The organism is Nonomuraea sp. LPB2021202275-12-8, assembly GCF_037044575.1.
In the GTDB taxonomy this organism is placed as follows: domain Bacteria; phylum Actinomycetota; class Actinomycetes; order Streptosporangiales; family Streptosporangiaceae; genus Nonomuraea.
In genome coordinates this window covers 78888-92843 of sequence record NZ_JBAHWD010000037.1, presented here as the reverse complement: position 1 = coordinate 92843, position 13956 = coordinate 78888, and the positions used below count along the sequence as shown (strand labels likewise).

The 13956-nt window shown below is 70.4% G+C and carries 12 protein-coding genes; 5 read left to right on the top strand and 7 right to left on the bottom strand.

Annotation, left to right across the window (positions count from 1 at the left end; all coding sequences use genetic code 11):
- Positions 1-397: 397 nt before the first annotated feature.
- Together V5E28_RS40965 and V5E28_RS40960 are read right to left on the bottom strand one after the other, a co-directional pair.
- The gene (locus tag V5E28_RS40965; protein WP_336215227.1) at positions 398-2893 is read right to left on the bottom strand and encodes a polysaccharide lyase family 8 super-sandwich domain-containing protein; all 2496 of its coding nucleotides are present in this window, start codon (positions 2891-2893) and stop codon (positions 398-400) included.
- Between the two features lie 124 nt (positions 2894-3017).
- Positions 3018-4172, bottom strand: a complete 1155-nt coding sequence (locus tag V5E28_RS40960) for a glycerophosphodiester phosphodiesterase (protein WP_336215224.1) — start codon at positions 4170-4172, stop codon at positions 3018-3020.
- Positions 4173-4391: 219 nt separating this feature from the next.
- Here V5E28_RS40960 and V5E28_RS40955 point away from each other — a divergent pair, with 219 nt between their 5' ends.
- Complete coding sequence (locus tag V5E28_RS40955; protein ID WP_336215222.1) at positions 4392-5804, top strand: S28 family serine protease; 1413 nt, start codon at positions 4392-4394, stop codon at positions 5802-5804.
- Positions 5805-5846: 42 nt separating this feature from the next.
- Here V5E28_RS40955 and V5E28_RS40950 read toward each other — a convergent pair whose 3' ends face one another.
- The 4 genes from V5E28_RS40950 to V5E28_RS40935 form a co-directional block, all read right to left on the bottom strand.
- Positions 5847-6383: a CGNR zinc finger domain-containing protein gene (locus tag V5E28_RS40950; RefSeq protein ID WP_336215220.1), complete on the bottom strand. Its 537-nt coding sequence runs from the start codon at positions 6381-6383 to the stop codon at positions 5847-5849.
- A gap of 58 nt (positions 6384-6441) precedes the next feature.
- Positions 6442-7389, bottom strand: coding sequence for a hypothetical protein (locus V5E28_RS40945; protein WP_336215218.1), 948 nt, complete (start codon positions 7387-7389; stop codon positions 6442-6444).
- A gap of 189 nt (positions 7390-7578) precedes the next feature.
- Positions 7579-7944, bottom strand: coding sequence for a DUF2203 domain-containing protein (locus V5E28_RS40940; protein ID WP_336215216.1), 366 nt, complete (start codon positions 7942-7944; stop codon positions 7579-7581).
- Between the two features lie 9 nt (positions 7945-7953).
- Positions 7954-8634 carry a GntR family transcriptional regulator gene (locus tag V5E28_RS40935; protein WP_336215214.1) on the bottom strand — a complete coding sequence of 227 codons (681 nt, stop codon included), beginning with the start codon at positions 8632-8634 and terminating at the stop codon, positions 7954-7956.
- Positions 8635-8722: 88 nt separating this feature from the next.
- Between V5E28_RS40935 and V5E28_RS40930 the strand changes: the two genes are divergently transcribed.
- Positions 8723-10030 carry an MFS transporter gene (locus tag V5E28_RS40930; RefSeq protein WP_336215212.1) on the top strand — a complete coding sequence of 436 codons (1308 nt, stop codon included), beginning with the start codon at positions 8723-8725 and terminating at the stop codon, positions 10028-10030.
- A 75-nt stretch (positions 10031-10105) separates the two neighbouring features.
- A complete protein-coding gene (locus V5E28_RS40925; RefSeq protein ID WP_336215211.1) occupies positions 10106-11038 on the top strand; it encodes an SPFH domain-containing protein in 933 nt (310 codons plus the stop codon).
- 63 nt (positions 11039-11101) lie between these two features.
- On the opposite strand, the gene V5E28_RS40920 is transcribed toward V5E28_RS40925, so the two are convergent.
- A complete protein-coding gene (locus tag V5E28_RS40920) occupies positions 11102-12397 on the bottom strand; it encodes an MFS transporter (protein ID WP_336215209.1) in 1296 nt (431 codons plus the stop codon).
- Positions 12398-12593: 196 nt separating this feature from the next.
- On the opposite strand from V5E28_RS40920, the gene V5E28_RS40915 reads away from it, so the two are divergent.
- Together V5E28_RS40915 and V5E28_RS40910 are read left to right on the top strand one after the other, a co-directional pair.
- The gene (locus tag V5E28_RS40915) at positions 12594-13361 is read left to right on the top strand and encodes a sirohydrochlorin chelatase (RefSeq protein WP_336215208.1); all 768 of its coding nucleotides are present in this window, start codon (positions 12594-12596) and stop codon (positions 13359-13361) included.
- A 43-nt stretch (positions 13362-13404) separates the two neighbouring features.
- Positions 13405-13953: a GNAT family N-acetyltransferase gene (locus V5E28_RS40910; RefSeq protein ID WP_336215207.1), complete on the top strand. Its 549-nt coding sequence runs from the start codon at positions 13405-13407 to the stop codon at positions 13951-13953.
- The last annotated feature ends 3 nt before the right edge of the window (positions 13954-13956 follow it).

Below are 13956 nucleotides of genomic sequence, written 5' to 3'. Positions count from 1 at the left end.
GCAGAAATCCGATCTGCCTAAGCGTCAAGCCGTGGCCGTACGTATGGGATTTGGTATGGAGGCTCGGCTGCGCCGCCGGCGGCGTGACGCATCGACCTCATTTGGCCCCTACCGGCGGTCGCCAGGTCGACCCCTGCTTGGAGCCTTTCGCCGGTGAAGCGCTGCCTCCGGTCGGGGAATCCACCCCAAGGTAAACGACCCCTCTGAGGCTGGAAGAGGCTCTTGTTGGTCGCTGTACGGCAGCCCATACAGCGACCGCGTCCCTCCTCAGGCCTCCATCGGCAAGGCGGTCGAGAAGCCTTCCGGGTCTCAGAGCTGGAATCACGCAGTCACAGCGTGACGCGCCAGCCACGAAATCCCGCCGCAAGGGATCACGCCCCGGGTGGCGAGGGGCGGGTCAGCGGAGGGTGGCGGTGAAGGTACGGCCGTGGGCGTGGCGGGTGGTCGCCTGGATCAGGGTGCCGCCCGGGACGCGCCGCACCGTCACCCCCTCGTCGGCCGTGCCGAGTCTGAGAGGTGCGCCGTGCACGACGACGGAGACGCGGTCGCGTCGCATCGTGGGGTCGGACAGGGCCACGGTCGTGCGTTCGCCGGACTGGACGATGACCGAGGCGGGGCCGTCGATGAGCAGGCGCCCGGCGTGGCGGGGGCCGTCGGCGAAGACGTTGGCTGCGACGATGTCGAGGGTCTCGTGCTTGATCGCCTGTACGTGCCGGTTGTTGGCCAGAACGGTCAGCGGGCCGTCGGCGTAGCCGCGCAGGCGTGCCTCGGTGGCGTTCGGGACCAGGGCGTAGGCGAGGGCGGGGACATCGCCGGTGGCGGGGTGGGTGACCGAGGCGGTGAAGACGTTCTTGGTCACGCTGGTGTCGGGGTTGGCGGTGCGCACGGCTCTGCGGCTGCGGGTCACCGTCTCCAGCCCGGCCCCGACGGGCTGCCTGGTGAGGAAGGCGTAGCCGACCGCGGTGCCGCGGGTGCCGTTGGCGTAGCGCAGCCAGCGCGGTGGGGCGGTGTCGCCCGCCTGCCAGGCCCCGCCCTTCCAGCCCTCGCCGGTGAGCGCGATCGCGTCGCCGGGAGCGGCGATGCGGCTGTCCACGGTGGTCACGGCGGCGCGGCCGCCCTGGCCGGAGACGCCCGCTGCCAGGACCACGATCTCGTCGTCGAGCATGAACCAGGACCTGGTCGCGCGGGCGTTGCGGTAGGCGACGAAGTCGTCGGGCAGGATGTCCGCCTGCTTGGCGGTGTAGGCGGCGTCGTCGGACTGGACCATGCCGGCCGCGCCGTACGCGCCGAGCGTCGCGCCGCCGGAGAAGGCGTTCCCGCCGCGGGGGAAGTACACGTAGGTGTTCTGGGACTCCGAGGAGGAGGTGAAGTTCAGCGGATGCCCCGGGTTGTCGTACCAGAACCGGCCGTACAGCTCGGGCACGGTCCGCCGCTCCTCCACCGGCGCGGTGATCCCGGCCAGCCGGTACGGCGAGACGGCCGTGTAGTAGTCGACGCCGTAGACCTCGCGCTGGTCCTCGCCCGCGAGGTATAGGTAGTGCGCGCCGTCGCCCTGGAACCAGGGCATGAGGTTCTCGCCGTTCATGTACTCGTACTTGCTGATCCGGTCGGAGCTGCGCGCCAGGGCGAAGGCGTAGCCGGGGCGGCGGTGGACGGTCCTGTCCATGGCGTTGAACGCCACGCAGCGCTCGGGCGGGTTCAGGTCGGCGGCCGGGATGGCGGAGTCGGCGCGGATGGCCGCGTAGCCGGCGATGCTGACCGGGGAGACGAAGGCGGCCGTGTCGGCGGCCGGCAGGTGCTTGACGTACTTCTTCAGGGCGAGGGCGTCGCCGGCCTCGACGTGATCGGCCAGGTCGGCGATGGCCTCGACGATCACTCCGACGTCAGCGTAGCCGGTTGCGGTGCGCGAGACCGCCCGCCCCTTGACGATCTCCATCATCCACCCCTCGAAGATCAGCGGGGCGAAGCCGTCGGCGATCCAGCGATACACCACTGAGGCCAGGTCGGCGCCGCCGTCGTCCGTCGCGCCCTGGAGCATCTTGAGGGTCTGTACGACGCGGGTCAGCAAGATGCGGCCGTAGGAGCCGGTGTAGGCGACCGAGTGGTGCTGGATGAAGGAGCCGTCGCGGTAGTAGCCGTCGGTGACGCCGTGCCGCAGGTTGTAGGGGTCGATCGTGGCGAAGACGGTGGCCTGGTCGGAGATGGCCTTGCCGACGCGGGCGTCGTCGCCGGTGAGCGCGCCCTGCAGGATCCGGTTGGCGGTGATGTCGGCCAGGTTCGCCCCGGTGTGGAAGCGCGAGTCGAGGTCGACGTCGCCGTTCTTGCCGGTGCGCAGGTAGGCGTCCATCGAGGCGATGTAGGTGGCCGTCAGGTCGGGCCGTTCCTCCCGTAACCGGTCGGCGAGCAGCACCAGGGTCCTGCTGACGTGGGTGGAGATGCCGATCTCCCAGTTGTGCCAGTTGCCGTAGTAGCCGGCCGACTGGTCGCCGTAGTGGCGCTCGTGCAGCCATGACAGGCCGTCGGCGACCCGCCGCTGGGCGGCGAGGTCGTCGATGAGCTGGCTGCCCGGGGTGCGGGTGGCCAGCGCGATCTCGTACAGGTACTGGAAGGCCAGCCGCAGGTTGGCGTCGTCGGTGCCGAGCCTCAGGCCGGCGAACAGCTCGCCTTCGCCCGCCTGGTCCATGGCGGCCAGCCGCTGCCTGGCGGTGCCGAGAATCGCCGCGAGCTTGCCCGCGACCTCGGGCCGGGTGTTGACGTCCGGGGTCCCCGCGAAGATCGCCACGGTGTTGGCGAGCAGCCGCGCGTGATCGATTCCCACTGCGGCGCGCGAGGGGGAGGCGACGGCGAGCAGACCGGCGGCGGGGAGCAGGGAGAGAACCTGGCGGCGGGACATGTGCGGCACGGCGGGCTCCAGGCCGTTGGAGGATATGCCGGGCTCACCCTACATGATCTACCTAGCCGGCATCTGGCGATCTGTTGGGCACCGGGCCGCCTCCGTGTGGAGGCGGCCCGGTGGTCTATTCCCGGCCCTCTTCAGGCAGGCCGTTGTCGAACGGCTGCGGCTGCACGTGCCTGTGCGGCCTGTCCCGCTCGGACCTCGCCAGGGCGGCGGCGTCGGGGTAGTCGGTGACGAAGGCGTCCACGCCCAGGTCCAGGTGCGCGCGGTACTCCGCCAGCGCGTCACCGTGGTCGGTCGGGATCTGGCCGTGGCGCAGCTGCAGGGGCAGGTACTGGTTCTCGCTGCGGAAGGTGTACACGCCGATCTTCAGGCCCGCCTTGTGCGCGTCGGACACCAGCGTCGTCGGGGTGCCCGAGCTCCCGTCCGGGTTGATCGGGATCGCCGATGACTTGTCCGGCCCGATCCACTGCGCGTACTCCGCGATCTTCGCGAGCCCTTCGGGCTTCATCATGTCCGCGTAGGTCGTCGGGTCTCCTGCCGCCGTCAGGTCGTACGGCCGGCCGGTGGTGCCCAGCGCCTGCCACAGCGGTACGCGCAGCTCCTTGTCCACCCGCTTGAGGCTGGACGGCTCGAACGACTGGACCACCACCGCGCTGTTCGGCCGGTCGAGCCCGTTGCGCTTGACGGTCTCGATCAGCGGCTCCTCCAGCGGCAGCCCGATCGACCTGAAGTAGGTCGGGTGCTTGGTCTCGGGGAAGACGCCGACCGCTCTGCCGTACTGGCGGCGGAGCTTCTTGGCCAGGTCGAGCACCTCCTGGAAGGTGAGCACCTGGTAGTAGCCGTTGTAGACGGTGTTGCGCTGGCGGATCGCGGGCAGCCGCTCGACCGCGCGCAGCGTCTTCAGCTCGGCCAGCGTGAAGTCCTCAGTGAACCACCCGGTCACGTTGCGCCCGTCGATGACCTTGGTGGTCCTGCGCGCCGCGAACTCGGGGCGCAGCGACACGTCGGTGGTGCCGGAGATCTCGTTCTCGTGCCTGACGACCAGCACGTGGTCCTTGGTCGGCACCAGGTCGGGCTCGATCCAGTCGGCGCCCATGGCCACGGCCAGCTCGTAGCTGCCCTGGGTGTGCTCGGGGCGGTGGCCCGCCGAGCCGCGGTGGCCGACGATGACGACCTGGGAACGGTCTGGCGGGGGTTCGGCCGCGGCCGGAGCCGCGCCGGCTCCGGTGAGGGGGGTGAGGACGGCGAGGGTGGCGACTGCGATCTTGCGCACGTGAAACTCCCTGCGGCATCTGCACCGGAGGCTCTCACCGGTGATCACCGCGGACAATTATGGTACGGACCGAAATCCAGCCATGAGTCAACAATGGCGTAATTTCTGGTGACAAATGCTGTTCATCTGTAGAGAGGCGCACCCGGCGGAGGCGCTGTTCGGCCGGCCTTGATCGGTATACGGTCGGGCCACACAGGTCCCCCCTGAAGGAGACGCGACGTGCGATCCCGGTACCTGACCGCGCTGGCGGCATCCTTGGCCGTCGCGACGGCCCTCAGTCTTCACGCTCTGCCCGCCGCCGCCCGGCCGGCAGCCCAGGTGGCGTCCGCCGCGACGCAGGACGACCTGCTCGACAGGCTCACGGCCATCCCCGGTCTCACGGTGGTGTCGGAGTCGCAGCCGGGCGGCTACCGGTTCTTCGTCCTGAGCTTCGCCCAGCCGGTCGACCACAGGCATCCGCGCAGGGGGACGTTCCAGCAGCGGCTCACGCTGCTCCACCGGTCGGCCGACGCCCCCGTCGTCCTCTTCACCGGCGGGTACGGCCTGCCCGTGAACCCCACGGCTTCGCGTACCGAGCCGACGCAGTTGCTCGACGGCAACCAGGTGTCCGTCGAGCACCGGTTCTTCCGCTCCTCGCGGCCGGCGCCGGCCGACTGGGACGACCTGACGATCTGGCAGGAGGCGACGGATGAGCACCGGATCGTCCAGGCGCTCAAGACGGTCTACTCGGGCAGGTGGATCCAGACGGGCGCGAGCAAGGGGGGCATGACGTCGGTCTACCACCGGCGGTTCTACCCCGGTGACGTGGACGGGGTGGTGGCCTACGTCGCCCCCAACGACCGGCTGAACCCCCTCGATCACGAGTACGACAGGTTCTTCGCCGCCGTCGGCTCCGAGTCCTGCCGGACCGCGCTGGAGAACGTGCAGCGTGAGGCGCTCCAGCGGCGTGACCGGATGGTGGCGCTGCTGGAGGCGGACGCCGCGCGCAACGGTTACACCTTCACCAGGACACTCGGCAGCGCGGACCGGTCGTTCGAGATGACGATCCTCGACACGGCGTGGGCGTTCTGGCAGTACGCCTCCGCGGCGGACTGCCCCGCCGTGCCGCCCGTGACCGCCACGGACGAGGAACTGTACGCCTGGATCGACAACGTCGCCTTCTTCGGGTTCTACACCGACCAGGGCTTGGAGTACTACTGGCCGTACTACTACCAGGCGGCCACCCAGCTCGGCTGGCCCGACCTGGAGTTCAGGCACCTGCGCGGGCTGGTCCGCCACCGCGGCCTCTACCAGCCCAATTCGGTGCTCCCCGCCGCACTGCGCTCCCGGCACGATGCGCGGCCGATGCTGGACGTGGACCACTGGGTCCGAACCCGGTCGGAGCGGATGCTGTTCATCTACGGCGAGAACGATCCGTGGAGCGCCGAGCGGTTCACGCCGAACAGGCGCGACTCCCACCTTTACGTGGCGCCGGGCTCCAATCACGGCGCCAACATCTCGCGGCTGTCCGAAGCGGATCGTGCGGCGGCGACGGCCACCCTGCGGCGCTGGGCGGGCGCGCAGCCGGCACAGCGGATCTCGACGGCGGCCATCCCCGGTGACGACATGCTCCCCGATCGCCGGACCCGCTGAACCCCGGCAGGTCATCTGCGGGGCGGCGGCTTCGATCGGCCGTCACGCGGTCGAGCGGCCGGCGCGGTGGGCGGCGACGCGGCTCCGGGTGGCGCACCGGCTGCTGCAGTAACGTCGCGGGCTGCCGCCTCCCGCGCCCAGGTACGGCCTGCGGCAGGTCCCCGACGAGCACAGCCCGCCGGGGATCTGCTGCGAGTCCGCCAGCAGCACGGCCAGGGCCATCGCCGAAGAGGCCAGGAACCACTCCCCCCACGGCGCGTCGTCCCGGCTGTCCACGTGCAGGTGCCAGCTCGTGGCGCCACCGTGGCTGGTCAGCCGCGGCGGCCCCGCGACCTCCGCGAGGAGGCGGTTGAGCAGGGCCGCCGCGGCTCCGGCGTCGGGGGCGCCGAGCACCTCGACGAGCCGCGCCGCCGCCCCGCGCATCGCCCGCACGTCGCCTTCGTCCAGGTCGAGCGCCCCCTGCTCGCCGTGCCGGCGCAGCACCCGGGACACCGACTCCGCCGTGGGCTCCTCGTGCAGCAGCACCACGCACAGCTCCACGGCCCTGGCGGCCATCGCCTTGGTCGAGTGGTCCTCCACGCTGCCGAGCGTATGCCCCCGAGCCTGTTCCGGCTTGCGGCTCGACCCGGGCCTGGGCTCAGCCGCCGCAGGTGGCGAAGACGAACGTGTCCTTCAGCACGGTGTAGCGGTCTCTGATCGTGACGTCGCCGGTCTCCGTGTCGATCTGCGCGATCGTCATCCGGGTCTCCGCGGCCCGCTGGCGCGTCAGGTGGACGGTCACCTGCTGCTCACCGATCCAGTCGATCAGGTGGAGCTCCCCGGCCGGCAGCTTGACCGTCACCCGCTTGAGCACCTCGTCGGTCTCGGCGTCGTACAGCACGATCTGGGACTTGCCGGCGATGAACACGGCGACGGTCCTGCCGTCACCGGACAGGGCCGGCGGCGGGTTGGCGGAGACGGTCTGCGGCGGTGTCACGCGCGTGAGCCGCTCGCCGGTGTCGGCGTGGACGGCCAGGGTGACGGCCTCGCCGGAGTCCTCGATCATGAGGAGCTCGCCCCCGTCCCCGCTGAACCCGGCCAGGCTGCGCGGCCCCGGGATGACGCCGAGGCGGGCGCCGCCGGCGGTGTCGAAGACGCGGGTTCCGTAGCGGTCGTCGCCGGTGGCGACGGCGAGCCTGGCCCCGTCTCCGGACAGCTGGAGCGCCACCTCTGCCTGGGCCACCCGCGGCAGCGTGTTAGAGGGCAGCAGCGTGACGTCTCCGTGCAGGCTCCGTACGGCCAGGCGGCCGGACTTGGTGAAGTAGGCGACCTTCTGGCCGTCGCCGCTGACGGAGACGGGAGCGGGCAGGAAGACGGCCGACTTGCCGTTCGCCTGGCGTGCCACGACCTGGGCGTCGCGCAGGAGGCGCTGCTCGCCGCTGTGCATGACCAGGCGCCAGTGGCCGCACGGCACGTGGGCGCCGTCCTTGTTCTCGCAGCCCTTGACGGAGGCGTAGCGGACGCTGTCGTGGTGCGGCTCGGCCTGTGCCGCCGGCGCCACGAGCAGTGCCGCGATCACCATGGCCAGCGTTGTCACGATTCTCATGCCGTCACTCCCCTGCCGCGTTGGAGACGTACCTGGACTTGCTGATCTTGTAGGAGTCCCGCTGCTCGACGGCGCCCGTCTCGGGGTCGGCGGTCGCTGAGATGAGCCTCATGGGTGATCCCTTCGTTCACCCGTTAGACCCGTGGTCCGACCGCCCGGTTGGTCACAGGTCAGCCACGCTTGGGCGGATCAGGACGGCAGCGGGCGGCGGCCGGGGAAGCCCAGGTCGGTGCGGTGATACCAGCCGAGCTCTGGCTCTCCCTCGATCCAGCACAGGCGGATCGACACGCCGCCGAGCATGGAGGGGAAGTCCAGCAGCACGGGAGCGATGCCCTTGACCTCCAGTCCCTGGTCGTTCCAGGCGCTCAGTATCTCCTCGATGCGCGCCTCGACGGCCTTGAGCTCGGGCAGCCCGCCGAGCGGGGAGGTGCCGGCGGTGTCGCGGTCGAAGGCGATCTCGGCCAGGTCGGCGCGCGCGGCGATCAGGGCGCGGGCGTCCTCGATGATCGACGGCATCAGGGCGCGGGCCTCGTCGAGGGTGAAAAGCCTTTCCATGGCCGAACGTTAGCGGTTCGGCTCGTAGGCGTGGATGAGGAGCTGCTCGGCGTGGTCGAGATAGGCGTCGAGGAAGGCGGCGGCGCGGTCGGGCTCGCCGGCCTCGACGAGCTCGAGCAGCTCGCGGTTGCGCTCCACGAACGGCTCGTGGAACGCGCGCGGATTCTCCATGACGTGGAAGACGAGCCGCAGCTCGGCCAGGAGTTGTCGCATCGCCTCGTCCAGCCTCGGGCTGTCGTTGAGCGTCACCAGCGCCTGGTGGAAGCGGATGTTGGCGGTGCCGACGCCCTGCCAGTCGTCGTCCCCGGCGGCGCGCTCGGCGTCGGCCACGGCCTCTCTGATGACCTGCAGGGCCTGCTCGGTCGGCTTCCGGCGCACGGCCATGCCCTCGATCACCCGGCGCACCTGATAGAGGTCCGCGACGTCCTCGGCCGACAGGACCCGCACGAACACGCCTCTGTTGAGGCGGTGGTCGAGCAGCCGTTCGTGGCTGAGGAGCCTGAAGGCCTCGCGCAGCGTGTTGCGCGAGACGCCGAGCGCCTCGCAGATCGCCTCTTCCGACAGGCGCTGGCCGGGCTTGAACAGGCCTTCGATGATGCGGTCCCGCAGGATGTCGGCCACCCGCTCGGCCGTGCTGCTGCGCCCGAGGCGGGAGCGGTCCTGCGCGAGATCAGCGGCGGCGTTTTCCACAATCGCCAGGAAATCATCGAACAAACCTCTTGTCGAATTGTTCAACGATTCTTATGTTGATACCAACCCCCCTCGGAAGGAGCGAAGGATGGCAAGCTCCACCCAGCAGACCCGGCGGGTGATCCTCGCCAGCCTGATCGGCACGTCGCTTGAGTGGTATGACTTCTTCCTCTACACCACGGCCGCGACGCTGGTCTTCGGCAAGCTGTTCTTCCCCACCTTCGACCCGCTCAACGCGACCCTGCTGGCGCTGACCACCAACGCGGTCGCGTTCGTGGCCCGGCCGCTCGGCGGGATCATCTTCGGGCACTTCGGCGACCGCAACGGCCGCAAGACCGTGCTGGTCGTCACCCTGCTGCTGATGGGCATCTCGACGTTCCTCATCGGAGTGCTGCCCGGCTACGACAGCGTGGGCGTGCTCGCCCCCGTCATGCTGGCCACACTCCGATTCGTGCAGGGCCTCGGGCTCGGCGGCGAGTGGGGCGGCGCGGTGATCATGTCGCTGGAGCACGGTGATCCGCGCCGTCGCGGCTTCAACGCGAGCTGGCCCCAGGTGGGCGTGCCCGCGGGTTTCGTGCTGGCCACGGGGCTGCTCACGATCCTGTCGTTCACGCTGTCCGACGCGGCGTTCCTGTCGTGGGGCTGGCGGGTGCCGTTCCTGCTGTCGGGCGCGCTGGTGTTCGTCGGCCTGTGGGTGCGCCTGAAGATCGCCGAGTCGCCGCTGTTCGCCGAGGTCGAGCAGAAGGGCGCGAAGGCGAAGATGCCGCTGCTGGAGGTGCTGCGCACGCACCCGCGCGCGCTGCTGTCGGCCTTCACCGCGCGCATCGGCGTGGACGTGGCCTTCTACACCTTCACGGCCTACATCCTGGTCTACGTCACCGGGCCGCTGGATCTGGATCGCTCCGTCGGGCTGAACGCGGTGCTGATCGCCTCCGCGCTGCAACTGGCGCTGATCCCGCTGTTCGGCTCGCTGTCGGACCGGTTCGGCAGGCGGCCGGTCTACCTGGCGGGCGTCATCGGGGCCGCGGTCTGGGTGTTCGCGTTCTTCCCGCTGCTCGAGACCAAGTCCTTCCCGCTGATCGCGCTGGCCGCCATCGTGGCGCTGGTCTGCCACGCCGCCATGTACGGCCCGCAGGCGGCCTTCATCGCCGAGCTGTTCAGCACCAGGCTGCGCTACAGCGGGGCCTCGATGGGCTATCAGGTGGCGGGGATCGTGGGCGGCGCGCTCGCCCCGATCATCGCGATCAAGCTGTTCGACTCCTTCGGCACCACCGTGGCGGTGTCGATCTACGTGGTGGCCGCGCTGGCCATCACCGCCGTGGGCCTGGCCATCGCGCCGGAGCCCCGCGACCTCGACCTCACCGGCGAGCACGGCACCGTGCCGCAGCGCGCCTGAGGCCGCCCCTCCAGTAGTTCGCCGCGAAAGCCGCGGGCGGCGGCTGCCACCGCCGCCCGCGTGGGGAGGACCACGTTGAAGACAGCCCTGGCCGTCATCGCCGCCTTATTCGCGCTCCCTCTGCTCTTCGGGGCCGTCACCGCCCTGGAGAGCACCGACGCCGGCGTCGTCGCGGTCGTCCGCGACGGCGGCCCGCTCGACGACAACCAGATCCGCCAGGTCATCGACCCCGGCTCCGGCCTGACCTGGACCGGCCTGTGGTCGTCCACGCACAGCTACCCGGCGCAGCAGCGCTTCTACACGATCACCGCCGACGCCAAGCGGGCCACCACACTCGGCGTGGACGTGGTGACGGTGCCGAGCGGCGACGGCGTGAACCTGGGCATCGAGGGCACCCTCTACTTCACTCTCAACCTGGACCACGAGACGCTCAAGAGGTTCGACGACAAGTACGGCACCCGCACCTTCCGCGGGCAGGACGACAGCTCGCTGTACGCGTGGGACGGCGACGAGGGCTGGACCGCCTTCTTCGGCCAGGCGGTCAGACCCCTGATCGACAACGCGCTGCGCACCCAGATCGGAGCCATGCGCTGCGCCCAGCTCGTACCGTCCTGCGCGTTGCTGGCGAGCTCCTCGCTCAAGTCCCAGGACAGCAACACCAACATCGCCGCGGTGCAGAACGCGGTGAACTCGACGCTCGCCCGCGACCTGCCGCAGGCCTTGGGCGGCGACTTCCTGACCGGGCTGCGGTTCACGCTGGTCAAGGTCACCCTGCCGGGCGAGGTGCAGCAGGCCGTCGACCGCTCGCTGGCCGCGAACGCCGCCGTCTCGGAGGCACAGGCCAGGGTGGCCCAGGCCAGGGCGGAGTCGGACGCGAACCAGGCCAGGCAGGACGGCTACGACAAGTGCCCCGCGTGCGCGGAGATCGAGAAACTCAAGGCGCTGCCGCAGGGGATCACCGTGTACGCGCCGGGCAATCCTCAGGCGGTCGTCGTGCCCACCCGCTGAGCCGCCCGTGGCGGGGGCGCCCGCCGTCCGGCAGGCCTCCCCGGACGGCGGGCCGCGCCACGTTCAGGCGGTCACCTTGGGCGGCGTGGCGCGCTCGGCGCGCCAGCGGCCCTTGAAGGCGACCATGGACACCAGGAAGACCACCTGTCCGGCCAGCGCGACCAGCAGCCAGGTCTCCCACCCGGCAGCCTCCACCACCAGCGGCGAGACCACCAGCAGCACCACGATCATGACGCGCACGACCATGCCCCAGATGCCGAGCGCGGATCCCTGAAGGCGGGCGTCGACGTCCTCGGCGTTCTCGGAGAAGTTCGCCATCCACGGCACGTAGGCGATGCCCAGCACCAGGAAGAGCAGGCCGTAGACCACCACGACGTGCGTCACGGAGACCTGGCTGCCGATGAGGCCGATGAAGTAGGCGAGCACGGCGATGGTCAGCACGGTCCCCGCGGCGGTGAAGGGCTTGCGCAGTTGCAGCCGGTCCGACACGCGCCCGACCAGGATGACGGTGATCGCGTTGAGCACGATGCCGAGCGCCACGACGCCGTTGGCGGAGGCCGCGTCCATCGCGAAGGAGGTGACCAGGATCGTCTGGCCGAAGATGGCGAACGTCCAGTAGAGCACCTGCCAGCCGGTGTTGCCGAACACGTGCGCCCACAGGTGGGGATGCCCGAAGAGCTTCCTGACCTTGCCGGGGTCGATCGACTCGGTGACGGCGACGTCCGTCTCGGCGCTCATCACCTGGGCGCGCAGCGCGGCCGACGGCTCGGCGATCTGCCAGATGATGATCGCGCAGAGCGTCAGCGAGATGATGCCCATGATGATCGCCTGCGACTGCCAGGCGTACCCGAAGAGCGGCAGCGTGAAGCTGGCCAGCGCGGAGGCGAGGAAGGACGCGCCGACCGGCCCCCAGGTCCAGAACGCGAACGCCTGCGCCCGGCCCAGCCGGGGCGAGAAGTCGCGGACCAACGAGGCGGTGATGGTGATGCCCGCGCCCTCGATGAACAGCATCAGGCAGCGGATCGCGAGCAGGGAGCCGACCGAGTCCACGGTGGCGAACAGGAAGTTGCAGGCGGCCGTCACGGTGAGCGTCGGCACCAGGATCGTGACCCGCCCCCACCTGTCGGACAGGATTCCGCCGAATCCGGCCGACAGCCCGCCCACCAGCACCGACAGCGCGGCGATCAGACCGTACTCCGTCAGCGACATGTCGAGGTCGGTCATCAGCAGCGGCAGGATGGTGGCGATCGTGGTCTCGAAGTTGGCCACGAGGCTGGCCAGGACGGCGATCGCGAGCAGGCGGACCCGACGGGCGCCTACGGGGTAGACACTGAGCTCGCGGACATAGAACGGCTTCATTCCCATCCTCCGGGGACGGTGTTGACTGTCGCTCTAGAACGCGTTTCTAGTAGTTCCAGAGTTTGCCGTTTTATGTCGGTAAGTCAACGTTTCCGATCGTTACGATGTGATCTCGGCCACAGAGCGGGACCGTTGTGACGGAATCGCCATCGATTCCCGGAACTTACCTCCCCGATAAGGCATAAACTGCGCGCCTGTGAGCCTCCCCGTACGCGAACGTTCCCCCCGGCCGGGGGGCGGCCGCCACCGCCGTCCCGTCCCCACGTCCTTGCCACCGGACGCGCCCGTTCTCGTGCTCGCGGCGCCTGGCAGCGCATCCGGCGTGGCCGCCGAGATCGCCGCCGTCGTGCGGGTCGACAACCCCCAGATCGAGGTACGGCTCACCGCCGTCGAAACGCTGGCCGAATCGCTGCCGGGCGGCCGGGACGCCGTCGTGGTGCCTCTGGTCACGTGGGACGACCCGGCCGTCATGGCGGAGATCAACAAGGCCGTGGCCGCGAGCGGATCCGGTGCGACCGTGACCGAGGCGCTTGGTCCGCACCCGCTGCTCGCCGAGGCGCTGCACATCAGGCTGGCCGAGCGGGGCCTGGCCAGGGCCGACCGGGTCCGCCTGCTGAACGTCTCCAGCCCCGTCGACGGGGTCATCCTCGGCACGGTCGGCGGCGAGCGCGCCGTGCACGCCGTGCAGGCCACCGCCGTGCTGCTGGCCTCCAGGCTCACGCTGCCCGTCGTCGCGGCCTCCCTCGACAGCGAGCCCGGCGTGCCGATGGCCGCCCAGCGGCTGCGCGCGGCCGGCGCCGAGCGGCTGGCCATCGCGCCCTGCCTGATCGGCCACGAGGCCCCGCCCGGCATCGTGGAGAAGGCCGCCGCCGAGACCGGCGCGGGGCACGCCGAGCCACTCGGCGCCCACAGCGCGATCGCCGAACTTGTCGCCCGGGCTTACGGGAGTCAACTCGCGACTTGACAGAGGCTTGTAAAGATCGGTGATGTCGCGTTACCTTCTGCGCATGCGGCGAGTCGTGTGCAAAGGTGCGCGTCTGTGGCTCTATGAGGTCACGAAGACGGATGTCGCGGCTCTCCACGCCATCTACGGCGACCCCGAGGCGACCCAGCACATGCCGTTCGGGCCCCGCACTCTCCAGCAGGTCGCGGCGCTGGTCGAGGAGGGCGCGCGGTCGGCGGCGGCGGAGCCGCGCACGCTGTACGTGCTGTCGGTGCTCGACGTCGACAGCCAGGAGGTGATCGGCGTGGCGCGCCTGCACATCGACGCCGACCACCCGCACAGCGCCGAGATCGGCCTGGGCCTGCGCCCCGACCGGTGGGGGCGCGGCATGGGGACGGACCTGGTCCGGCTGCTGCTGGCGTTCGGCTTCAGGCAGCTCGGCCTGCACCGCATCTGGGGCGCCCGCTCCCCCGCCAACCTGCCGGCGCAGCTCGCGATGCTGACCGCGGGCATGGTGGAGGAGGGCCGCCTGCGCCACCACGTCTCCACACCGGCCGGCTGGCGCGACTCCGTCATCCACGCCGCACTGGAAGAGGAGTGGACCGAGCGCTGAGCG